This is a genomic window from Desulfocicer niacini (genome assembly GCF_054657595.1).
On the sequence record NZ_BAAHYK010000002.1, the window covers coordinates 132384 to 154926 of the forward strand.

The window sequence follows — 22543 nt, forward strand, 5'->3', positions numbered from 1 at the left end:
GATATGAAAAACATGGGTGGCATGATGAAACAGGCCCAGAAATTACAGAAAAAAATGCTCAAAATGCAGGAAGAACTGGCACTGAAAACCGTGGAAGTCTCTGCAGGAGGCGGGATGGTAAAGGTGGTGGCCACAGGAGGTCAGAAAATCAGTTCCATCTCCCTGGAAAAAGAAGTGGTGGACCCCGAAGATGTGGAAATGCTGGAAGATCTCATTCTGGCCGCCGTCAACGACGCATTGAACAAATCCCAGGAAATGGTGTCAGCAGAAATGGGTAAACTCACCGGCGGCATGAACATTCCGGGTCTGATGTAACCCCTTGAACTATTATCCTGAATCCATTGTAAAACTCATGGACAGCTTGGCCACCCTGCCTGGGATCGGAAGTAAAACCGCCGAAAGGCTGGCCCTTCACATTCTCCATGCGCCCCACAGTGATGCCCAATCCCTTGCAGACAATATCCTGGCCCTGAAAAAAAATGTCACCCTGTGTGCCACCTGTTTCGGGCTCAGCGACCGAAGCACCTGCCGTATCTGCAGTAATCCCACCCGGGACAGCAGCATCATCTGTGTAGTGGAAAATCCCACAGACATGGCAGCCATTGAAAAATCAGGCGCATTTTCAGGTCTTTATCATATCCTGGGAGGGGCTTTATCACCCATGGACGGCATCGGCCCCGATGAGATCCGCATAAAAGAACTGCTGGTCCGGGCCAGACACAGAACCACCCGGGAGATCATACTGGCCACGGGAACAGATGTGGAAGGCGAGGCCACTGCCGCTTACATTTCAGATCAACTGCAACATTCCCGGGTATGCATAACCCGCATCGCCTCGGGGGTTCCCATGGGGGGGGATCTGCATTTTGTGGATCAGGTCACATTACAGCGGGCATTGGAGGGACGAAATGGATTTTAAACTGAACACAGGGGATGACATTTTCAGCTGCACCCAGTGTGGGGAATGCTGCCGGGGATTTGGCGGCACCTATGTCACCAAAGAAGATATTCATCGCATTTCCCGGTTCATCGGCTGTGATCCCGAGGAATTTATCCCCCGGTACTGCGACATGTCCGGTTCCCGGCCGGTACTCACCCTGGCAGGGGATGGCAAATGCATTTTCTTTGATAAACTTTGTACCATCCATGCCGTGAAACCTTATATGTGCCGGGCCTGGCCTTTTATTAAAACCCTTCTGAATCACCCGGAAAACTGGGAGGCCATGGCCGGTTCCTGCCCCGGCATGGTCAAGGGGATTCCGGAACAGGATATCCGACGTATTGCCGCAATGGAGCTTAAAAAGCTCAACAGCACCTACCCCGCCACCGATTGAGCAAGACAGCAGCAATGATGCCCCGGTAGGTCAAGTCAGCCCCCCAGGCACTTGCGATTACCGGGGCATAACGTAATTGGGGCCTGCAATGAGCATGGTGTTTGGCAGATGGGTCTGGATGGTCTCCATGGTACTGCCAAAAAGCATGTCCCGCACCAGACCATGGCCATAGGCCCCCATCACCGTAAGGGCATTGTGGGGAACGCTGTAAAGATTGTGTTCAAAACTGCCGGATTCAAAAAAATGCCAGGTACGCACCCGTTGGGACACCTCCTCTTCCATACCCCGATTTACAAGAATCTCCTCAAAGGATTCCTTTGGCATGCCGTCGGCCTGGGTGAACATATCCACGGGTTTTCCCGTTTCCCGGCCCAGCCTCAAGCCCAGCTTCAACGCCTTCACCGCATTCACTGATCCCCCGAAAAAAATCAGAATACTCTGCCATTCCTTGAACAGACAGCTGGGAATAAGCACAGGAAATCTGGCAGCATTAATAATGCGCCGGACCTTGGGGCCAATGTGGCCAAGACTGATTTTGGATGACAGATCACTGACGCTGCGGGGACAGCACATGAAATCAAAATCCACCGGCAGGTCTGGTAATGTGGAGGCCGTAAAATTTTTAGGCCGGACAAACCGGGGGTCCAGTCCCGCCTCCCGGGCAAGTTCCAGGGCATGGGCCTTTGCCGTTTCAGGGGCCGTGCGATAGGATTCATCCAGATCCACCTGCACCACATCATTATCAAAATACATTAAAAATTTAGTATGTTCGGGAATATAAATAACAATGGATGCGTCAATTCCCCTGCAGAAATAAAGCGATTGCATGAGAATCTCTCTTCCCAAGGGGGTGTTTCTGAAAACGTGAAAAAGTGTTGTCTCCACCTGTCCTCCTGATCCGCATATTTCGGATATCAAATAAAGATGACGGCACCCCATGGGCACCTTTTTTTATGAATTACACACGCTGGGCGGTCTGCACCTTGAGCTCATCCCGGTATTTATCAAGCAAGGTGGCCTTGGATACCATTCCCACAAACTTGTGATTGCTCACCACCGGCAGACTGTAGCACCGTGAGACATCCATTTTGTGAAGCACATCGGCCAGTTCATCATCGTAATGAACAGCCTCCACATCTGCATCCATGATCTGTTCCACAAGCACAGCGTCATACATCACTGTATTGAAAATATAGGGCCTGACATGATCAAAGCGCACCATTCCCAGAAAATAACCGGTGTCCGGATCTTCCACTGGAAAATAATTGCGGGAGGATCGCTTGACAACATGCAGGAACTCCCGGAGCAGCATATCCGGGGGAACGGGGATACAATCCTTTTCAAGGACCTCCCGGATGGTCATGTCTGCAAGCACCCTGGCATCGGTGCCCGGTCTCAACAGCTGTCCCCTTTCTGTCAGATCCTTGAGATAAAAGGAAGCAGGCTCAAAATAATGGGTAATGGTGGTGGAAAGGGCCGATACGATAATAAGCGCCAGCATCACCTCATAGCTTCCGGTGATTTCAAGGATCAGAAATATCCCCGTGAGCGGTGCCTGGAGAATACCGCTGATCATGCCAGCCATGCCAAGAAGGGCAAAACAACCTTCATTAACAAAGGTCACCGACGGCATCAAGAAAACCAGAAGCCGATGGTAGGCAAGACCGGCAAAGCTGCCGATGACCAGACAAGGGGCAAAAATCCCCCCGGAGCCCCCCCATCCCAATGTCAGGGCGGTGGCCAGGATTTTGGCCAGACAGGCAATGGCGGCAATGGTCAGACCGGTTGTGAAATTGCCCTGTATCATGGCATGGATGGCATGGTAGCCCTCCCCCAGAACATCGGGCACCAGAAAACCCAGAAGCCCCACCGCAGCCCCTCCCATGGCAGCCCGTGTCCATTTGGGCACAGACACTCGGGAAGAGACCCCGTGCATGCGCCTGAGCATGCGGGTGAGAATCACAGATGCCATGGAAGCCATCAGGGCAAGCCCCAGACATGCCACAAGGTCCACACTGCCGATGTGAAAACTACCGCTGCTCTCAAAGGCAATGCTGTTACCCCGCAGAAGCCGGCTGATCTCAGCACCGGACACCGCGGCCACGGCAATGGGAATGATGTTGACCATGGACCACTCACCAAGGATAATTTCCATGGTGAAAATAATACCGGTGAGGGGGGCATTGAAAATGGCGGCAATGGCCCCTGCTGCTCCACAGCCCACCAGGGTGACCCGCTGCCGGTCATTCAAATAAAACAACTTGGCAATATTGGAACCGATGGCCGCCCCGCTCATGACCACGGGGGCTTCAGGGCCTGCAGATCCTCCGCTGCCGATGGTGAGGCAGCTTGCCACCAGCCGGGAAATACTGGATCGAAACCGCATGAGTCCCCCATACCGGGAGACACTGTAAATCACCTCCGGGACGCCGTGCCCGGCCCCTTCGTTCATGGCTTTTTCCAAAAACAACGATGAAAGCATGGCTCCGGCGGCAGGCAGAAGAAAGGCCCACCAGTGGTGTCGCCAGTGGTGAAGGGTTTCCAGCATGAAAACCAGGGACATGTTCAGCCCCAATGCCGCAAGGCCGCTTGAAATTCCCACGATTATTCCCATGACAATGAGCAGCATGCGATCATCACGCCGAAAAAGCAGCAGTCGTGCCGGATGACGCCACGATATGAATCGCTTCATGATGTTTTACCTACACCCCTTTTCTTTCAATCTGGGCTTCCATTTTTTGAACACATTCCAGAAGCGCATCCGCAGTGGGTCTGGTTTTAACAAGGGACATAAAATCTCTGTCCCGGAGACAGAAGGAAAGCCGGGACAACAAGTTGAGATGACAGTTCACCGCAGGGCTTAAAATCAGAAAAAGCGTGGACACAGGCAGATCATCAATGGCGTTGAAGTCAATGCTGTTTTTTAGAAAACAGGTAACCACCATGGGAATTTTTACCCCTTCCTGCAGGGGATTTCGGGGGTGGGGAATGGCAATTCCCTGGCCAATGCCGGTGGAGGTGAGCTGTTCCCTTGCCAGCAACTGCTCAAAGAGCCCTGCCTGCTGCCCGGGGGAAAGGCCTGGTACCTGACAGGCTGATGCATGGAGAACCGAATCTCTGTCAGTGCCCCCGATACCATGATGTACCCCTCCCTTTTCCATGGCAGTACCCAGGACAAATTCCGAGGCCAGACATCCTACTCCGTCCGGATCTTCGCAGGTTTTGATTATTTTTTCCTGCTTGGCTGCCCATTTATTCAGCTCTGCCTCATGGAACATCCCCATATCACCTGTCTTGCTCACCGGAATCCTTCCCTGGCGAATCCACCGGTTCAAGGTTTCAATACTCAGATTCAGCCGTTGTGCTATTTCTTCCAGACTCTGTATCATTTTTATATTCCATTGGCGTGAAAAAGCCATCCATCTGGCATTTCCATTCCTCCATGATATTTCATTCATCGTTTAGGACCACATCCATCATTTATCAGGGCTTGGTCACAAGATGGGCCACCCCTCACAATTGGCGGCCCAATGGGGTCAGACTTGTGTTATTGTGTTTTTAACAACCACCTGTGTTTCAAGACAAATTTCAACAAAAGCGCCAATAACGCAAGGCTGCCCCCACCCCACATCTTTCATATCTTTCATCATACATCCAGAGAACAAAAGATGTCAAAGATGCCATCATCAAAGATTAACCTAATTGATTATACCAGCCGCGTTTTTTTTTCAAGGCTGATATTGACTCGGAACATGTCCCGACGACACATCATTCGCTGTAATTATTAAGCCACCAGTCATCCCAACTAGATGCCATAAGGTTTTTTGCCAGACGCTGACCCGTGTCTGTGGTTAAGCGATCCAGAACATGGGGCAACCATTTTTCAGGGGTTTTCACCCCGATGTCCTGAAGTTTTTTAAGCTCAATGATAAAAGATAATTGATCGGCATCCCGGGCCAATTGGGCTTCCCTTGTTTCCCCCCGGTTAAATTCCTCCACCAGGGCACTCAGTTTTTTTCCAAAGGGAAAGCCCTTTGCCATGCAGGACAGGGCCAGATCCTCCCGCGTGGTGACATATTGTTTCTGAACATAGTTTAAATCCCCGGTTCTTGCTTCGGCAAGGTCGTGTACCAAGGCCATGGAAACAATTTTCTTTCCGTCAACGCCTGGTTCCATGTCTGCCATGGCAAGGCATATAAATGCCGTCATAAAACTGTGCGCCGCCACAGTCTCCTGTCCTGCACCCAGAAACTGATAGCCCGAACGCGGCAGACTGGTCAACATACTTGCCTCAAAAAAAAGATCTGTGAATTTATGGTCCATTGTTTCTCCTGTATTGACAAAAATTGAAATCCCTTTGCCCCCCAGCGGGGGCATTCTCATTTTCCCCATCGGGGGGGGCTTCATCATGGATGGGGCCCAACATCAAATCCATAGAATGCCGGAGCCTGGCCACAGGTCACAACATGGGCAAGAGTGGAGTAAGGCTTATGAACAAACCAGAATGCTGTAATGGTGCCGGAAAAATGGCAATACACCTTCGGTCAGTCGGAATAAGAAGCAGAACACAAGATGGCTTGACATTTAAGGTAGGCCCGGTTTAAATATGAATTCTGAGGAAATATCACCGAACACGATCAAAAAATGTGCATTCCCATTTTCCCCCTCACAGCTTCATCAGCGATGGGCATGAAAATCAAATGCACAGCAATGTCATACGAGACATACCGGCCAAATGGGAATGTGCCCACCCAAAAATACAGACCTTTCCCAGTTGACCGTAAAAATATCAATTTTTATATCCAGGGGGGAGAACAGCATGCAGAAAAAAACAGGGTTCATGGCAATCATTCTTTTCCTGCTACTGCCCTTCACCGGCGGTGCAGCTGATAAAACACCTTTAATGCCGGGCATGGAACGGGTCGAAACCGCCCAGGGCCCTGTTTTTTATTATACCGTTCAGAAGGGAGATACGCTGTGGGATCTCTCCCGAAAATTTTACAAATCCCAGTGGGTTTGGCCGGGATTGTGGGAGATGAACCACCAGATTGAAAACCCCCACTTGATTTACCCCGGAAACAAAATCAGGGTCTTTCTAACCGACGCCCTGCCGCCTGATCCCATGCCCATGGCACCCCCCCCGGAAAAAACACACACGCCCATGGTGGAAACCAAAGCCGCCCTGCCATGCCCCCCACCGCATTGGGAATCCGTTGAGTATCCAGGGTTCATCAAGGAAACAGCAGAACCCATACTGGGTCATATTATCATGGCAGAGAACGATAAAACCCTGTTCACCGAAGGCGATATTCTGTTTATCAATCCCATTAAAAAAAGTAATTTCATTCCCGGCAATGCCTATCACATTTTTTCAACCCAAGAGGTATCCTTGAAATATGATGACACCCGATTCAAGGGAATTCAACATACCGTAAAGGCCACGGTGACCATCCTTGAAAACACCAAGGAGTATACTAGGGCCGTCATAGACCGTACTTTCAGGACATGTTCTCCCGGAGATCCCCTCATGGCTTATCGCCCTCTGAAAAACGAAATCACCAGAAACCCTTCTCCCCGCCCCATACAGGCCAGATTGATCTGCTCCCAGGACAACAATGAACTTCTTGCCGAGGGCAGCATCGCCTTTATGGATGCCGGAAGTCAAAAGCTGGTCAAGCCGGGGGATATATACACCCTTTACAAAACCCGAACGATTCCAGACAAAAGCTTTAAAAAATCGTCCCCCCTGCCCCTTTTAAAGAACGGCACGGTGATGGTGCTTCACACCGAAGCCACAGCTTCAACGGTAAGAGTTATTTATTCCACAGCAGAGGTCTTGACGGGGGATATCATCAAATAAGCCATCTGCCAGACCGAAAAGAAGCCCAGTTGTGAGGATAAAAAAAAAGGCCCGGCAGGTATCAATACCTGCAAGACCTTTTAATTTAAAATGGTACCGAAGAGAGGGCTTGAACCTCCACGCCTCGCGGCACTAGATCCTAAGTCTAGCGTGTCTACCAATTCCACCACTTCGGCCTGCAACAAAAGCACAAAGCTTTATTACAATGGGGAGCTTTCTACAATAAAACCGAAGCCAAGTCAACCTTTAAGTCAATATATACACAGTTATTAATAAACTTACCTGGGCTTGCCCATGATATCTGCCTTTTTTTGAATGTCAGGCCCTGACCTGGACAAGCCAGAACCAAAAAGCTTTTCTGATTCTCTTGCCAAAACAACACGAAAATCAGAAATAAGAATCTAAAAAGGAGCTATCACAAGTGATTTTAAATAAAGAGACCACCGTGGGTTTCATTGGAATCGGTGTAATGGGAACATCCATGGCCCGCCATATTTTAAATGCCGGATATGGCCTGCAGGTTTATTCCCGCACCCGCTCTAAAACAGAGGGGCTCTGCAGGCAAGGAGCTGTCTGGCAGGATTCCCCTGCCCGGCTGGCAAAAAAATGCCAGGTGATCGTCACCATGGTGGGTTACCCCGAAGATGTGAAGCAGATTTATATGGGAGACCAGGGTATCTTTCAAACAGCATGTCCCGGAACCCTCACCCTGGACATGACCACCTCCCGTCCAGACCTTGCCGTTATTTTATATGAAGAAGGACAAAAAAAAAGAGTACACTGCCTGGACGCACCGGTGACGGGGGGAGATATCGGGGCCCAGAACGCCAGCTTGTCTATCATGGTGGGGGGAGATGCCTCTGACTTCACAATGGCACTGCCCATACTGGAATGCATGGGAAAAAACATCCATCACCAGGGTCCTGCAGGCAGCGGACAGCACACCAAAATGGTGAATCAAATTACCATTGCGGCTGGCATGGTGGCCATGTGTGAAGCCCTTGCATATGCGGAAAAGGCAGGACTTAACCAGGAAAAAGTAATTGAAAACATCGGACAGGGCGCCGCTGGCAGCTGGTCCTTGAACAATCTGGCTCCCCGAATTATCAAAAAAGATTTCTCTCCGGGCTTTTTCGTCAAGCATTTTATAAAAGACATGGGGATCGCCCTGGAATCTGCACAGGCCATGGGGCTTGAAACTCCGGGGTTAAAACTTGCTGCCGGCCTGTATGACCAGCTGGCTGCCCGGGGAAGTGAAAACGAAGGAACCCAGGCACTGTATAAATTATTTCAGGATCCCCCCCCTGTACCCGAACCATAATTACGGTAACGATGGGGGCAAGGCATCTATAATACACGCATGCCCCCGGCAGGCATTTACAGGGAACATTCTTATTTTTCCGATTCGACGATTATCAAAGAGGGGTCAAACTTGCGTTATTTACCGAGCCCGTAACGCAAAAAGCCCCTGCCCACAAAAAATATGGACAGGGGCTTTGAATTCAATTGGTGCCGAAGGGGAGACTCGAACTCCCACGAACATACATCCACTAGTCCCTGAAACTAGCGCGTCTACCAATTCCGCCACTTCGGCCCTTTGAAAACCAACCCAGAAAAAGGATTGATTTGAAAAGATAGGTGGTTTATATATGTGTTTTTTGGCTTTGTCAAGCGTATTATTTCAAAAAAACACAAAGGGAATTATGGAACTGATAGAAGATATTGATTCACTGAAAACACCCCCGACAAACGGGGTGATCACCATAGGTAATTTTGACGGCGTACACAAGGGCCACCAGGCCCTTTTTAAAAAAGTCATTGAGGTCGCCCGGCAGATCAACGGTACTGCCATGGCCATGACCTTTGATCCCCATCCCCTGAAGGTGTTAGCCCACAACGGTCCCCCGCTGATCACCAGAAAAGATCAAAAAACAGAACTCATTGAAGCCACGGGCATGGACGCCCTTGTCTATATTCCCTTTACCCGGACCTTTGCCGCCATTTCCGCCCATGATTTTGTAAAGGATATTCTCCTTGATCGACTGAATATGAAAGCCATTGTGGTGGGACCGGATTACACCTTTGGAAGGAACCGGGAAGGAGATATTCATTTCCTTAAGAAAATGGCCGCTGACTACCAGTTTGAGGTGATCATCCCCGACTGGATCAAGGGATCAGATGCGGCACCAAAACGAATCAGCAGCACCCACATACGGGAACTTGTCATGGAGGGCCGGGTGGATGAAACAAAACCCTTCCTGGGTCGGTATTACCAGATCCGGGGCAAGGTGATAAAAGGCCGGGAACGGGGGGGCAGTCAGCTGGGATTTCCCACCGCCAACATCAAACTGCATGATGAACTCTGCCCCAAGATGGGAGTATACGCCGTCACCGTGGAAACCGTAAAGGGCACCTTTAACGGGGTGGCCAACATCGGCTACAGCCCCACCTTTGATGATCATCTTTTCACCATTGAAGTTCATATTCTTGATTTCTCCGGAGATATTTATGGTACCCGTATCCGGGTAAACATGGTAAAAAGACTCCGGGATGAAATAAAATTTTCAGGCATCGAAGCCCTTTCCGACCAGATTCATGCCGACATTGAACATGCAAGGAAGCTTCTGGCAGACCTGACTTTATAGAGATTGATCACAAGGAATGGCTGAGCACTGTATTTTTACTTCAGTTGCAGCCTTTTTACATAAAGGACAAAAAGAGAACGATAATGGCAATTTTAAATATACTTGAATACCCTGACCCCTTTTTGGCCCGGAAGGCCATAACGGTGGAAAAAATTGACAAACAGATCCTAACACTTATTGAAGACATGGCTGAAACCATGTTTGATGCACCAGGGGTGGGCCTTGCCGCCCCCCAGGTGGGCAGTAATTTAAGAATCATCGTATATAACCCCGATGCCGGCATGGAAACCGAAGGTGAATCTTCCACGGAAACAAAGAAGCATGCTACGGCATTGATCAACCCTGAGATCATTAAGGCTTCGGGCAGTATTATTTCAGAAAATGAAGCCTGCCTGAGCGTACCCGATTACAGCGCAGATGTAAAACGCCATGAAAAAGTCACGGTACGGGCATTGAATACGGAAGGCAAACAACTGGAGTTCACCACCGACGGTATTCAGGCGGTGATCATGCAGCATGAAATTGATCACCTGGACGGGACATTATACATTGACCGCATCAGCCGCCTGAAACGAAACATGTACCGAAAAAAGGTGAGCAAAAGGGAGCGAAGGTGAACAAAAAATTCAACATCATCTTCATGGGAACACCTGATTTTGCAGTGCCCCCTCTCAAGGCACTTATTGCCGCCGGACATCATATTTCCCTGGTCGTCACCCAGCCGGACAGACCCCGGGGCCGGGGGAAAAAAAAAATGCCCCCCCCGGTGAAACAGGCAGCCTGTGATCTAAATCTTGAAATCCTTCAACCGGAAAGCATGAAGGGCTCTAACATCAGAGAAAAACTTCTGGCCCTACAGCCTGATTTTTTCGTGGTGGTGGCCTTTGGGCATAAACTGTCCCGGGAAATCCTGGACATCCCGCGCATGCATCCCATCAATATCCATGCATCTCTTCTGCCGGCCTGGCGGGGATCATCACCCATACAAGCCGCCATTTTAAACCAGGATAAAGAGGCCGGGGTAACCACCATGATCATGGACACGGACCTTGACACCGGTGACATGCTGCTTAAAGCCCGAACCCCCATTGCACCGGATGAAACGGCCCAGACTCTCCATGACCGCCTTGCCCCCATGGGGGCGGATCTCATTGTTAAAACCCTTGAGGCCTTTGCCCATGACCGCATCACCCCCGAACCCCAGGATCATGACCTGGCAACCCATGCCCCACTGCTGAAAAAAAGCGACGGATGCGTTGACTGGAACCTGTCATCGGATAAAATCCATGCCCTGGTCCGGGCCATGACCCCCTGGCCCGGGGCCTATGGGTTCCTGGGGGGCAAACGTATAAAAATACTTGAAGTCGCCCCCTTGGACATCCACACCAACCACAAGCCCGGCACCGTATTTTCCTGTTCCTGCAACGAAATCCAGGTGGCCACGGGATCTGGCGCCCTGGCCATTTTAAGACTTCAGGGAGCTTCGGGGAAATGTCTCTGCTCCGAGGATTTCCTCCGGGGAAACAAACTTGAAACCGGCGAATGTTTTGCCGATTTTGACTGATGGGAAATGGTATTATGCCACCCCCAACGGCCATCCGATTCGGCCCGATCGGCCCCAAAGGCGATCAGCCCATTTGCCCGCCAACGGTGACGGGTGGCCCATGTTGCGATCAAGCCGAAAACGTACATGGCAGGACCACCTGCCCCAATAAAGGTTAAAACGCTCCCAATGACACAAATGGGTATAGAAACAAGCAGCACCCAGAATCAGGAACCCCGCCGACTGGCATGGATGGTATTAAAGGAAAGCACCATTTCTCAAAAGACCCTGGATCAGACCCTGGAGGCCTTTACCATGGCCTTTGACAGCCTTTCACGGCGGGACAGATCCCTTGCCAATGCCCTTATTTACGGCACCCTGAGATGGCGGGGACATCTGGACTGGATCATCGCGCCCTTTTCCCAAAAAAAACTGCAGCAGGTGGACCCCGAAGTGATGTGGCTGTTGCGCATGGCGCTTTTTCAAATCATCCACATGGACAAAATCCCCGTTTCCGCCGCCGTCAATACCGCAGTGACCGTGGCAAAATTTCACATTCACAAAGGTGCTGCAGGATTTGTCAATGCCGTGCTGCGAAAGGCTGCCACAAAATGGCAGACCATTGCCCCTCCGAATCCGGACACAGCCCCGGAACACTTTGTTTCCGTTGAGAAATCACTGCCGCTGTGGCTTGCCAGAAGATGGATTACCCGATTTGGCATGGCAAAGACCCTGGCCCTGGGAGATGCCATCAATACCATTCCTCCCATCACATTGCGGGTCAACACCCTTAGAACCAGCCGGAAGGCCCTTTTGGAAACCCTGGCATCCCAGGCAGGGCATGCATGGAAAACATCCACAAGCACACTTGGCATCAGCCTGAAGGGCCCTTCCATGGCCCTCCACGACATGGATTCTTTCAAGGCAGGGGATTTTCAGGTCCAGGATGAAGCGGCCCAGCTGGTGACGGCCCATTTTTTAAATCCCCAGCCCGGGGAACGGATTCTGGATGCCTGTGCAGGTCTGGGGGGCAAAACCGGACACATTGCCCAGCTCATGGAAAACCAGGGAGAACTTGTGGCCGGAGACACCGATCCCCGCAAGCTTAAACAGCTTGAACAAGAGATGCAACGCCTGGGGCTTGACATCATCTCCACCCGGACAATAAATCTGCTCAAACCCGAAACCCTGGACTTTAACAGTCCCTTTGACCGGGTACTTGTGGATGCCCCCTGTTCAGGACTCGGAGTACTCAGAAGAAATCCGGATACCAAGTGGAAGCGGACCAAAAAAGACATTGCCAGGCTGGCCGTAAGGCAGGAGAAAATGCTTTTTAATGCCGCCGACCTGGTGGCCCCCGGCGGTACCCTGGTTTATGCCGTGTGTTCCTGTGAACCCCGGGAAAACGAAACGGTGATCCATGATTTTCTGGCCCGTCGGCCCGAATTTACCATTGACATGAAAAACCCTTTGGGGCATGGTCCCCGGAAAAATGACAATAACCCGGTGTCCTCCCATGGATTTTTCTGTACCTGGCCCCACACCCTGGACATGGACGGTTTCTTTGCCGTGGCCCTGCACCGGGAAAAATAAAGACAACTTGCTGGCAGTAAACACCTGCCGCAACAAAAATTGAAAATGGTAATATGCCGTCCCCAACGCCCATCCGGTCCGGCCCCGGACCATCGGTGACCCTTTTGCCCTGCCGGTCTAAAGCGCAGGAACTGCGGGCAAGTTTGTCCTCAAACAGCCTGCGCTTCTTAACGACCGGCAGGGCAAAAGGGCTGATCGCCTTTGGGTCCAATCGGGCCGGACCGGATGGCCGCTGGGGGCTCTGCTGTCGGCATTTTCACATAAAAAGGAAAAAACAAAAATGGCCATCATTGCACCATCCATTCTCTCCGCAGATTTCACAAAACTTGGAAAAGAACTGAATGACATCGAAACCGCCGGTGCCGACTGGGTCCACATCGACGTCATGGACGGGCAGTTCGTGCCCAACATCTCCTATGGTCCCATCATTGTAAAAGCCTGCCGCCGGGCCACGGGCCTGCTTCTGGATGTTCATCTGATGATTGAACGCCCCGACCAGATGATTCCCGCATTTGCCGCCGCTGGGGCTGATCTGATCTGTGTCCATGCCGAGGCATGCAGCCATCTTCACAGAACCGTTCAACTGATCAAGCAATCTAATAATGATAAAGGCCTTCCCATCAAGGCAGGTGTGGCCCTGAACCCGGGGACCCCCCTTGCCGCCATTGAATGGGTCCTTTCAGAGCTGGATTTTGTTTTGATCATGAGCGTGAACCCCGGCTTCGGAGGACAATCCTTTATACCTTCAAGTCTTGAAAAAATAAGGGGACTGTCTGAACTCATTGCTGCAAAAAAAAGCAAGGCCATCATACAGGTGGACGGCGGTGTGTCACCGGCTACCATCGGCGATGTGGCAAAGGCCGGTACCCACTGCTTTGTTGCCGGTTCCGCCATATTCAATACCCCGGACTACAGTGCCACCATTGAAGCCATGCGCCGGGAGATAAAGCAGACCACACCCCATGATGAGTGATGTACTTATGGGTGATGTGCTCATTGCCGTGGCAACCCCCATGGAGATTGCTCTTTTTCTGAGCCTGTGCACCGTGACGGAGGAGAGAAGACACCATGGGGGTGTTTCCGTGATCAAGGCCCGGTTTCATGCCAGGGCATTCAAGGTGATTCTCACCGGGCCCGGCATGGTGAACACGGCCATGGCCCTTGGCAGCCATCTGGCCTGTCAGCGCCCCGGGCTTATCATTCAAGCCGGCATTGCCGGTTTTTTCAAGAACAGCGGCCTTACCATGGGCGGCATCGGCATTGCCACGGCGGAAACCTATATCCACAACGGGGTGGAAAAAACCGACGGCACCCATAACCTTATCCCCCTGCCCTTTCCCCTCACCGGCAGCCCCATGGAGGCCGGTGACGGACAGGTGGCCATGCATCCGGGGGTTGTACAATCGGCCCGAGAAATGATAACAGAAGCCTTTTCCTCGGGCCGTCCCGTGCCGGGTAAAAACGCCTTCAAATTCTGTTACCCCCGTTCCTGCCCCGTGGTTTCCGGCCCTTTCATAACCGTTTCCACCATCACAGCCGCACCGGAAACCGTAACCCGGCTTGAACAGACCCATACCCCTGTCATGGAGGCCATGGAAGGAATGGCATCGGCCCAGGTGGCCTGCCGATATGGCGTGCCCTTTCTGGAAATTCGCTCCGGGTCCAACCCTGTGGGTCTCCGGGACAAGACCGCCTGGGATATTCCCCTGGCCGTAACACATCTGTCCATGGCCCTGGCCGCACTCTTTGACAGAGGATGATGTAAAACGGGCTTGGTCACAACATGGGCCGCCCAGCGCATATGGGGTCAGGCAAATAAAGGAGAAAACCTTTGCACCAGCATTCCACTCCCAAAACACAGCTGACCATTGCCCACTATTTTCTATTTTTATTATTGTTCATGGCCTTTTTTTTAACCTACCAGATGATGAAGGCCTATCTGGACCCGGTTATTATAGCCATCATTCTTTCCGTTTTATGCAACCCTGCATATCAATGGCTGAAAAAAAAATTCAGAGGAAGAAGAAAAACAGCCGCCTTTATATCCTGTATACTGCTGATCATGGTGATCATCATTCCCCTGACCCTGGTGTTTCTGGCCGTTATCAAGCAGGGGATTATTTCCTTTAACGCCATTAACCAGTGGGTGTCCCAGGGCAATATTCAAAAGCTTATCCAGTCTCCCTATGTGGACAGAATCCTGGCCCTGTGGCAGGAATACATGCAGGTAAGTCTCTTAAAGGGAATTGATTTAAACAATGTCATGATCACCATTTCCTCCAATGCCGGGGAACTGTTGATGAATCAGGGCAAATATCTCATCGGCAATATTTCTTCGGTGGTGGGGAAATTTTTCCTCATGAGCTTTGTATTTTTCTTTACCATCCAGGAACAGGAAAAAAGGTTTCAGCACATCTCCCATCTCATTCCCCTTTCCAGTGCCCATGAACGCATCGTGGTCAATAAAATCAAGGCCGTTGCCAAATCCGCACTGCTTGGTACCCTGGTAACATCTGCCTCCCAGGGCATTGCCGGGGGGCTTGCCTTTACCATCTGCGGCCTTCCCGGGGTATTCTGGGGGGCGGTGATGGCCTTTGCCTCCCTGATTCCCGTGGTGGGAACGGCCCTTATCTGGGTACCTGCGGCTTTGTGGCTGTTTATTTCAGGGTCCTGGGGGTATGGCATTTTCATGGTGATCTGGTCGGTGGTGGTGGTGGGGATGATCGACAACCTGGTGCGCCCTCTTTTCATGAAGGGATCTGCGGACATGAGTACCGTGCTGATCTTTTTTTCCATACTGGGGGGAATTAATTACTTTGGACTCACCGGTCTTTTGTATGGTCCCATGGTGTTTGGTCTTACCCTGGTGCTGCTTTATATCTATGACCTGGAATTTCATGTTTTTCTGGATCAGCAGGATCAGAGTTAAAGCAGCAACTCTAAGTATGATTTCCAGGCGAGTTCATTGATGTGTAACTCATTGAAATCACGTTGATGAAAATTGTAATTTTCCTGGTAGAAAACCCATATGGCTCCAAAATTAGAATTGCTGGAGTTAAAGCCCTTTAATTGCGATTTTTCAACTAGTGGTATATACTGCAACTGCAGACAAAGTCCCGGTACCTGATACTCCACACCCGACAAACAGTACCGACCCCCCCCACACACACAAGGGAGATCAAAAATGAAAACCGCCGAGCAGATCATGGAAAAAAAAGTCATCTCAGTCACTCCGGACACGGACATCAGCCGGGCCGTGGAAATTCTGATAAACAATCACATCAACGGCGTACCGGTGGTAGATGAAACCGGGTCTCTCAAGGGAATTCTATGCCAGAGCGACCTAATTTTTCAGCAGAAAAATATATCACTTCCCCCCATCCTCACCTTCCTGGACGGAATTATTCCACTATCTTCTTCCAAAAAACTGGAAGAGGAAATGAAAAAAATCTCCGCCAGCACCGTGGCCCAGGCCATGGTGCCGAATCCCGTCACAGTCACCCCGGACACCCCCATAACTGACATCGCGGCCCTGATGGTGGAAAAACATTTTCACACCATTCCCGTGGTACAAGATGGCAAAGTGGTGGGTATTCTGGGCAAGGAAGATGTTTTAAAAACCCTGATGAAATCATAGAAAAGCCCGGGACAGCGGATGCGGGGGGGGAAATCAATAAACGATGCGGGCCGAGCGCATTTCCATTTTTTCCATCGGGGACTTCATTAGCGATGGGGGGGGCCGTTTGGGATTACGTAGCATACGAATGCTATGTGAGCAGGCCCAAACAGGTTAAGATGGGGTACAGACCAAATACTTACATTTGTTTAAGCCTGTTTTTCTTTAAAGGAACTCACCTTGTAGGTCTGGATGGAAACATTGCCTTTTTTCCAGGCAAAGGATGACAGACCTGCCTTACGGCACAGATGCTCCATAAAGACTTCCGGTTCCCGAAGTTGCTCCCACACCTGGGGCAGGAACGTCGCCTTTGCACCGTTTTTTTCCAGGATAACCCCATGAATACCGGGTTGAAGCTTTTTAATGAGATCTGCAGAATCCGTAAAATCAAGTTTTTTCGGTGGGGTCAGCAGGCTTATCTCCAGATCAATGTCTGCAAACTCTTTTTCTGTCAGGGAAGAAAACCGGGGATCATGGAAGGCCGCATGCCGGGCATTTTCAGAAATTTCCTCAACAAGGGTCAGCGCTGGATCCAGGGTACCGATGCATCCCCTGAGTTGTCCATAAAGATTAATAGTAACAAAGACTCCTGTCTTACCTTGCAGAAATGCCAAATATTTTTCCGGTACAGACGGCTGTTTCCACTCCATGGAACGGCCGGCATTCAATTCATCTGCAATGGCTTTCCGGGCCATCCTGAGCAACAGCATTCCCAGATGTTCCGGAAATTTCTGCTCTTCTGATTTTTTTTGACCCATGATTTTCCTCCATAATATGGATACTGAGGCGAATAGATCAGCCCCTGAATTCAATGCCCAGAATAGAAATATCATCCTTGGGAGCCAGGGCCTCCCCAAAGTTATCAAGCCCCTTGAGAATATCATCCAAAGTACGGGAAAGGGGGTGTTTCATACCGGCAGCAAGCTGATGGAAAAAACGTTTTTCACCAAAAAAATTACCCTTTCGATCCTGGTACTCGGGAATCCCGTCGGTGTATAAAAACAATCTGTCCCCGGGATTAAGTATGGCCCTGCCCTCTTCAAAGGGCATAACCCCTCCCATGCCGATGATGGTGCCGCCCTTGTCCAGAAACTCTGTGGTACCATCTGTTCTTACAATGACGGGATGGGGATGTGCAGCATTGCTGTAAACAATGGCTCCGGTCTTGATGTTAAGCACCATATAACTCATGGTGAAATATTTATCAAACCGCTCCATGGGGTACAAGGTATCAAGCTCTTCAAGCACCTGGCCCGGAGAACATATCTCATAGTAGGGCGGTGGGGTAATGGTCTGCTTTAAAATAAATCCCACATGGGGAAAAAGCATCTGGGACACGGACACCGCCACCATGGCGGCAGGCACCCCATGGCCGCTGACATCCAGCATATATACGGCAATGTGGGACTCATCCAGCCGGAAAACATTAAAGATATCTCCGCCAATATCCTGGCAGGGAAGAAACTTCCAAGCAATGTCAAGGGTTTCCACATCGGGCATCACATGGGGCAAAAGGGTCTGCTGAATGGCACCGGCGGCCTTGAGATCGGCGTCAATGAGTTTTTGTTTTTCCACCAGCGCCTTGTTGGCTTCCATAAGGTTATGATTCAAGCGCCGAATTTCCAGCTGGGAATTGACCCGTGCAATAACCTCACCCTGGTCAAAGGGCTTGGTCATGTAATCGCTGCCTCCCAGGTTCAAGCCCTTTATCTTATCCTGAGTTTCTGTCTTGGCAGACAGGAAAATAATGGGAATGGCTGCAAATTTTTCATCGGCTTTTAATTGGCGGCACACCTCATAGCCATCTTTAATGGGCATCATTACATCAAGTAAAATAAGGTCCGGCATGATCTCCGTGGCCATGGAAACAGCGGCTTCACCGTCCTGGGCCTCAAAAAGGATATAGCCTTTTTTTTCAAGGATCATGATCAACAGCTTCCGGTTCATTGCATTATCATCTACAATTAATATTTTTTCGGCCATGGAACCCTCTTTTTCCCTTTTGTTGAATTATGCGACCATGGAGTATCTGTACCACAATGTTTTTTTTTTCTCCACCGGTAATTCCAGTCAACTCCTGCCGCCTGCACCGGCTATCCGGAAGGGATTGGTATTTCGCCACTAATTTACTTGACATGATACCTGACCCTCTATAGAAGACATCAAGTGTGCAAAAATATTGCCCACCCGTTTTTGCTGCCCTATTTATAAAGGCAGGCTCCCCATTCGGGTACAATGGCGTACCTCAGAATGGTCATTTGGTCATTACTTTTTTTATCAACGAGGATGAAAATGAAGATCAGACAAAAAGAATGCATGGGAAAACTCGCCGGATGTCCTTCCACTATTTCAGAAGGCACCTATATTATCAACCAGGCAAAAACAGTGAATCTTGACCCCGGGGTACTGTACGAAACGGTCATCGACCTGGCTTCGGAAGGATTAATCACCTCAACAGCCATTAACATGGCCGCAGGTATTCTAGTCAGCGACCTGGCACTTCCCAACTATTTCTTTGAAAACATCACCAAAGAATCGCTTCGCCACATTCTCTCTTCCATTGCCATGAGTATCCAGTGCCAGGACGGCACCGTGGGCTTGTCCGGCCGGGTGGCCCACATTGACTTCAACCTTGAGCAGGGCACCAACATCCAACGGGTGCGCATTGCCACCAAAGAAACCAGAGACAGCATGGAAGAACTTCTGGCCCCCTTTCTCTCGGGCAGACGCAGGGAATACTACTACTCGCCAGAAAGCAAGTATTACACTTACATTATACGCCCTGAAACAGTCAAAGACTACCAGGAGACTGCCTTTGAAGAATCAAAATTTCTTTATCACCTGGCAGGAACTCATAAAGAAACCCCTGCTGTCACCCGCCAGCGATACGAAAGTATTCTAAGGGAATCAGAGACGGCCATATCCCCCCTGATTGAGGTATTTAACCTGCCGGAAACCGGCGAAACCCGCCTGATGTTCAACAGCGATTTTGAAATGCCCCAGCTGCCGGTGCTGCGAAGACTCTTCCAGGACCACGATCTGATCCTGGGCCGGGCCTACTGGGAACCCTATTGCGGCAAATCCCAGGCCCCCTCCTCCATCTGCTCCCTTTATACCTGGGGGGAATTGTCCAGAAAAAAAGAAACTGCGCTTTTAAAGGATCTGTATGCCTATCTGGCCCTGAGCATTACGGATATGACAGACCTTTATGTGGAGGGGACGTTGACATTTAAAGAGATGATTTTCGGGGCCAATGCCATTGATTTCACTCACATGTTCATCTTCAAGGAAAGTAAAAATCTGGTGGACCGGGAAATCATGTCCAGCCTCACCAGCCCCGACCATAAAGAAGCCTATGCCGGCAGAATCCATGATGCTAATAAATCGGCCTATGTCTATGAGACCATCCTTGAAACCGCCAGGAAAAATCCCGACCTAATTCAATTTCTGTATACCCTGTTTGAAAACCGCTTTGATCCCTCCAGAAACAACCGGCTGTCCGCCGAAGCCCTGGCCGAAAAATTTAAAGAATTTCAAAAAATCATTGCCGTGCGCTTCATTGATTTTAATCTGGGATACGAAATTTTCCGGTTCATGTTCAAGATCGTCACAAGCACCCTGAAAACCAATTTTTACAAGGACATCAAGCGCTCTTACGCATTCCGCCTGGACAATGCCATTTTGGACCCCATTGTTTTCAGTCAGACGGTATATGGCATATTCTATGTCAATGGTCATTATGCCTGCGGCACCCATCTGCGGGCCGGAGACATTGCCAGGGGCGGTCTTCGCATGATCCGTGTATCTGAGGCCAATCACTCCACGGAACTTGATAATGTGGTTATGCTCAACTACGCCCTGGGTGCCAAGGCCCAGCGTCTGAAGCATAAGGATATCTGCGAAAGCGGTTCCAAGGGCGTGGTGGTGCCCCACCCCAGCTATGCCGGGTGCAGCATGGATGCTCTGTACGATTACACAGAAGGCATCATGGATCTGATGCTCACTGGTCATGAAATTGTGGATTACCTGGGCCATCCTGAAATGATCTTTTTCGGACCCGACGAGGGCACCGCCCCCCTGATGGACGCCGTGGCCCTTAGAGCCCGGGAACGTGGATACAAGCACTGGAGAACCATCACCACGGGTAAAAGCTTCGGTATTCCCCATGACACCTATGGCATGCTGGAAACCGGTGAATTGTTTGGTCTGATTGATAGAAACAAACTGGGGACAGAGCTTCAGATTGATGGCGATTCCATTGTTACCACCCTGGACATGGAAAAAATCTATGATGCCATCGGTGGCAAGATCAAGCAAAGCGGCATGACCACCACCTGTGTCATGGGTGCCTTCCGCACCCTGATTGACCATTATGGGGCCAAAGAAGAAGACCTTAATCTCATGATAACCGGTGGTCCAGATGGTGACCTGGGTGCCAATGAGATCCAGTGCTACAAAGGCAAAATCTGCCTGATCATTGACGGAGGTTCTATTTTGTTTGACCCCAAGGGGCTGGACAAAAAAGAACTCATGAAGATTGCCTTCATGCGCCACACCGCCCCCCGGGCCAACTCCCTTGCCTACCCCAAAGAAAAACTGAGCAAAAATGGATTCATGGTTCCATTAAGATCCAAGGATATCACCCTGCCAGACGGCACCTATGTTGAGGACGGGGCTATTTTTCATAAAAGTTTTCTCACCCATGGTGAAAACCGAAAATTCATTGAACAAGCCAACATTGAAGCCTTCATCCCCTGTGGTGGATTTAAAGACACCATCAACCATGGCAATGTCCACGATTTTCTTGATAATTTCAAGGAACTTAAATTTATTGTGGAAGGGGCCAACGTGTTTTTCGACGATGCCGCCAGACGACACATTGCCACCGCTTCTAAAATCAAGGAAATCAAGGACTCCACCGCCAACAAGGGTGGGGTGTTCAGCTCCTCCATTGCCGAGGTATTGACGGCCTTTTTGTTCAACGATGATTATGAGACAAAGCTTTTAGAAGACAAGACAACACGGTGGGGACTCATCCGGGATATCATTGAGCTGGTGGAAAAATATTCCCGCCTGGAAACCGGCATGCTCATAAAAATCCACGAATCTGATTTGTCTGAACCCCTGTTCGGTCTTTCAGAAAAGACCAGTGAACAGATCTTCACCCTTCAAGCCATCTTTGAAAAGAACATATCAACCCTTCTTAAAAATGAAGAATTGATATGGAAGATCATGGAACATTATATTCCATCCATGCTCATTGCTAAGCTTGGACGGGAAAACATCATGGCTCTGCTTGGTACTCCGGAGATGGTGGCGTACAGAGATACCATCATCACCAAAAAACTTGCATCCATGGCCTTTTACAAATATGGTCTTGAATGGGATAATTTTGTTGCAAAGGTGGAAAGCGATCTTGAAGAGACCATTACCACCATCATGGAATAAACCCACATGGCTGTAAGCACCAGCCACAACGAATGATGAAAAAGCAGTTGCTGTTAACGTCCAATACCCAGCACCTGCTTTTTCATATAACATACATGGCTGTAACCACCTGCCACAACGAAGATTGAAACTCTAATGATTTCAAATATCTGGTCGGAGTTTCATATAAAAAATCCACATGCCCTGTCGGATACAACGAATATTGAAAATGCTATCATGCCGCCGCCCCCCCCGACGGGTAATGGGCCCGGCCCGGAACCGTAGACGGCTCAATTGGCCGGTTCCTATTGCCCGCCGGGGGGCGGCTCTGCTGAGGTAAACTTGAAGGCTACCGTTTCATACTCGGCAGTCATACGTTCTCATCACGGCTTGCCTTTATTTTGGATAAGTCATTGAATTTATTAAAACTGATATCTGACAAAGCATTTTTTGTGCTCTAATAAT

The 22543-nt window shown here is 50.1% G+C and carries 21 protein-coding genes and 2 tRNA genes; 14 read left to right on the forward strand and 9 right to left on the reverse strand.

The window, feature by feature from the left end; all coding sequences use genetic code 11:
- Positions 1 to 3: 3 nt before the first annotated feature.
- From ACYQ2M_RS01615 to ACYQ2M_RS01625, 3 genes are read left to right on the forward strand one after another with little or no spacing between them, the layout of a single operon-like run.
- On the forward strand, positions 4 to 315 hold the full coding sequence (locus ACYQ2M_RS01615; protein WP_459914560.1) for a YbaB/EbfC family nucleoid-associated protein: 312 nt from the start codon (positions 4 to 6) through the stop codon (positions 313 to 315).
- Positions 316 to 319: 4 nt separating this feature from the next.
- Positions 320 to 919, forward strand: a complete 600-nt coding sequence (gene recR, locus ACYQ2M_RS01620) for a recombination mediator RecR (RefSeq protein ID WP_459914561.1) — start codon at positions 320 to 322, stop codon at positions 917 to 919.
- Positions 909 to 1334, forward strand: coding sequence for a YkgJ family cysteine cluster protein (locus ACYQ2M_RS01625; protein ID WP_459914562.1), 426 nt, complete (start codon positions 909 to 911; stop codon positions 1332 to 1334). The genes recR and ACYQ2M_RS01625 overlap by 11 nt, the downstream gene beginning before the upstream one ends.
- A gap of 57 nt (positions 1335 to 1391) precedes the next feature.
- Here ACYQ2M_RS01625 and ACYQ2M_RS01630 read toward each other — a convergent pair whose 3' ends face one another.
- The 4 genes from ACYQ2M_RS01630 to ACYQ2M_RS01645 form a co-directional block, all read right to left on the reverse strand.
- On the reverse strand, positions 1392 to 2219 hold the full coding sequence (locus ACYQ2M_RS01630) for a universal stress protein (protein ID WP_459914563.1): 828 nt from the start codon (positions 2217 to 2219) through the stop codon (positions 1392 to 1394).
- A 73-nt stretch (positions 2220 to 2292) separates the two neighbouring features.
- Entirely contained in the window at positions 2293 to 4026 is a 1734-nt protein-coding gene (locus ACYQ2M_RS01635; RefSeq protein WP_459914564.1) for a chloride channel protein, read from the reverse strand.
- A 10-nt stretch (positions 4027 to 4036) separates the two neighbouring features.
- Positions 4037 to 4723: a PTS sugar transporter subunit IIA gene (locus ACYQ2M_RS01640; protein WP_459914565.1), complete on the reverse strand. Its 687-nt coding sequence runs from the start codon at positions 4721 to 4723 to the stop codon at positions 4037 to 4039.
- Positions 4724 to 5102: 379 nt separating this feature from the next.
- Positions 5103 to 5657: an HD domain-containing protein gene (locus ACYQ2M_RS01645; protein WP_459914566.1), complete on the reverse strand. Its 555-nt coding sequence runs from the start codon at positions 5655 to 5657 to the stop codon at positions 5103 to 5105.
- Positions 5658 to 6153: 496 nt separating this feature from the next.
- Here ACYQ2M_RS01645 and ACYQ2M_RS01650 point away from each other — a divergent pair, with 496 nt between their 5' ends.
- On the forward strand, positions 6154 to 7194 hold the full coding sequence (locus ACYQ2M_RS01650; RefSeq protein ID WP_459914567.1) for a LysM peptidoglycan-binding domain-containing protein: 1041 nt from the start codon (positions 6154 to 6156) through the stop codon (positions 7192 to 7194).
- 91 nt (positions 7195 to 7285) lie between these two features.
- Here the strand turns inward: ACYQ2M_RS01650 and ACYQ2M_RS01655 are convergent.
- Positions 7286 to 7370, reverse strand: a tRNA-Leu gene (locus ACYQ2M_RS01655).
- 245 nt (positions 7371 to 7615) lie between these two features.
- On the opposite strand from ACYQ2M_RS01655, the gene ACYQ2M_RS01660 reads away from it, so the two are divergent.
- Positions 7616 to 8515, forward strand: a complete 900-nt coding sequence (locus ACYQ2M_RS01660) for an NAD(P)-dependent oxidoreductase (protein ID WP_459914568.1) — start codon at positions 7616 to 7618, stop codon at positions 8513 to 8515.
- 186 nt (positions 8516 to 8701) lie between these two features.
- Here the strand turns inward: ACYQ2M_RS01660 and ACYQ2M_RS01665 are convergent.
- A tRNA-Leu gene (locus tag ACYQ2M_RS01665) sits at positions 8702 to 8788 on the reverse strand.
- Positions 8789 to 8897: 109 nt separating this feature from the next.
- Between ACYQ2M_RS01665 and ACYQ2M_RS01670 the strand changes: the two genes are divergently transcribed.
- The 8 genes from ACYQ2M_RS01670 (at position 8898) to ACYQ2M_RS01705 (ending at position 16612) form a co-directional block, all read left to right on the forward strand.
- Positions 8898 to 9839 (forward strand): bifunctional riboflavin kinase/FAD synthetase, encoded by a 942-nt coding sequence (locus ACYQ2M_RS01670; RefSeq protein ID WP_459914569.1) that lies wholly within the window; start codon positions 8898 to 8900, stop codon positions 9837 to 9839.
- Positions 9840 to 9922: 83 nt separating this feature from the next.
- Entirely contained in the window at positions 9923 to 10456 is a 534-nt protein-coding gene (gene def / locus ACYQ2M_RS01675; RefSeq protein ID WP_459914570.1) for a peptide deformylase, read from the forward strand.
- A complete protein-coding gene (fmt, locus tag ACYQ2M_RS01680) occupies positions 10453 to 11403 on the forward strand; it encodes a methionyl-tRNA formyltransferase (RefSeq protein WP_459914571.1) in 951 nt (316 codons plus the stop codon). Before def ends, fmt begins: the two co-directional genes overlap by 4 nt.
- Positions 11404 to 11580: 177 nt before the next feature.
- Entirely contained in the window at positions 11581 to 12975 is a 1395-nt protein-coding gene (rsmB, locus tag ACYQ2M_RS01685; RefSeq protein ID WP_459914572.1) for a 16S rRNA (cytosine(967)-C(5))-methyltransferase RsmB, read from the forward strand.
- A gap of 280 nt (positions 12976 to 13255) precedes the next feature.
- Positions 13256 to 13948, forward strand: a complete 693-nt coding sequence (rpe, locus tag ACYQ2M_RS01690) for a ribulose-phosphate 3-epimerase (protein WP_459914573.1) — start codon at positions 13256 to 13258, stop codon at positions 13946 to 13948.
- Complete coding sequence (gene mqnB / locus ACYQ2M_RS01695) at positions 13938 to 14735, forward strand: futalosine hydrolase (protein ID WP_459914574.1); 798 nt, start codon at positions 13938 to 13940, stop codon at positions 14733 to 14735. The genes rpe and mqnB overlap by 11 nt, the downstream gene beginning before the upstream one ends.
- Before the next feature lie 71 nt (positions 14736 to 14806).
- Positions 14807 to 15904, forward strand: coding sequence for an AI-2E family transporter (locus ACYQ2M_RS01700; RefSeq protein ID WP_459914575.1), 1098 nt, complete (start codon positions 14807 to 14809; stop codon positions 15902 to 15904).
- A 255-nt stretch (positions 15905 to 16159) separates the two neighbouring features.
- On the forward strand, positions 16160 to 16612 hold the full coding sequence (locus ACYQ2M_RS01705) for a CBS domain-containing protein (protein WP_459914576.1): 453 nt from the start codon (positions 16160 to 16162) through the stop codon (positions 16610 to 16612).
- A gap of 188 nt (positions 16613 to 16800) precedes the next feature.
- Here the strand turns inward: ACYQ2M_RS01705 and amrA are convergent, their stop codons facing one another.
- The 3 genes from amrA to ACYQ2M_RS01720 are packed head-to-tail and all read right to left on the reverse strand — an operon-like array spanning position 16801 to position 18788.
- Entirely contained in the window at positions 16801 to 17409 is a 609-nt protein-coding gene (gene amrA / locus ACYQ2M_RS01710) for an AmmeMemoRadiSam system protein A (RefSeq protein ID WP_459914577.1), read from the reverse strand.
- Positions 17410 to 17446: 37 nt separating this feature from the next.
- Positions 17447 to 18634 (reverse strand): PP2C family protein-serine/threonine phosphatase, encoded by a 1188-nt coding sequence (locus ACYQ2M_RS01715; RefSeq protein ID WP_459914578.1) that lies wholly within the window; start codon positions 18632 to 18634, stop codon positions 17447 to 17449.
- The gene (locus ACYQ2M_RS01720; protein ID WP_459914579.1) at positions 18606 to 18788 is read right to left on the reverse strand and encodes a hypothetical protein; all 183 of its coding nucleotides are present in this window, start codon (positions 18786 to 18788) and stop codon (positions 18606 to 18608) included. Before ACYQ2M_RS01720 ends, ACYQ2M_RS01715 begins: the two co-directional genes overlap by 29 nt.
- Before the next feature lie 155 nt (positions 18789 to 18943).
- Here ACYQ2M_RS01720 and ACYQ2M_RS01725 point away from each other — a divergent pair, with 155 nt between their 5' ends.
- Positions 18944 to 22099, forward strand: a complete 3156-nt coding sequence (locus ACYQ2M_RS01725) for an NAD-glutamate dehydrogenase domain-containing protein (protein WP_459914580.1) — start codon at positions 18944 to 18946, stop codon at positions 22097 to 22099.
- Positions 22100 to 22543 lie beyond the last annotated feature (444 nt).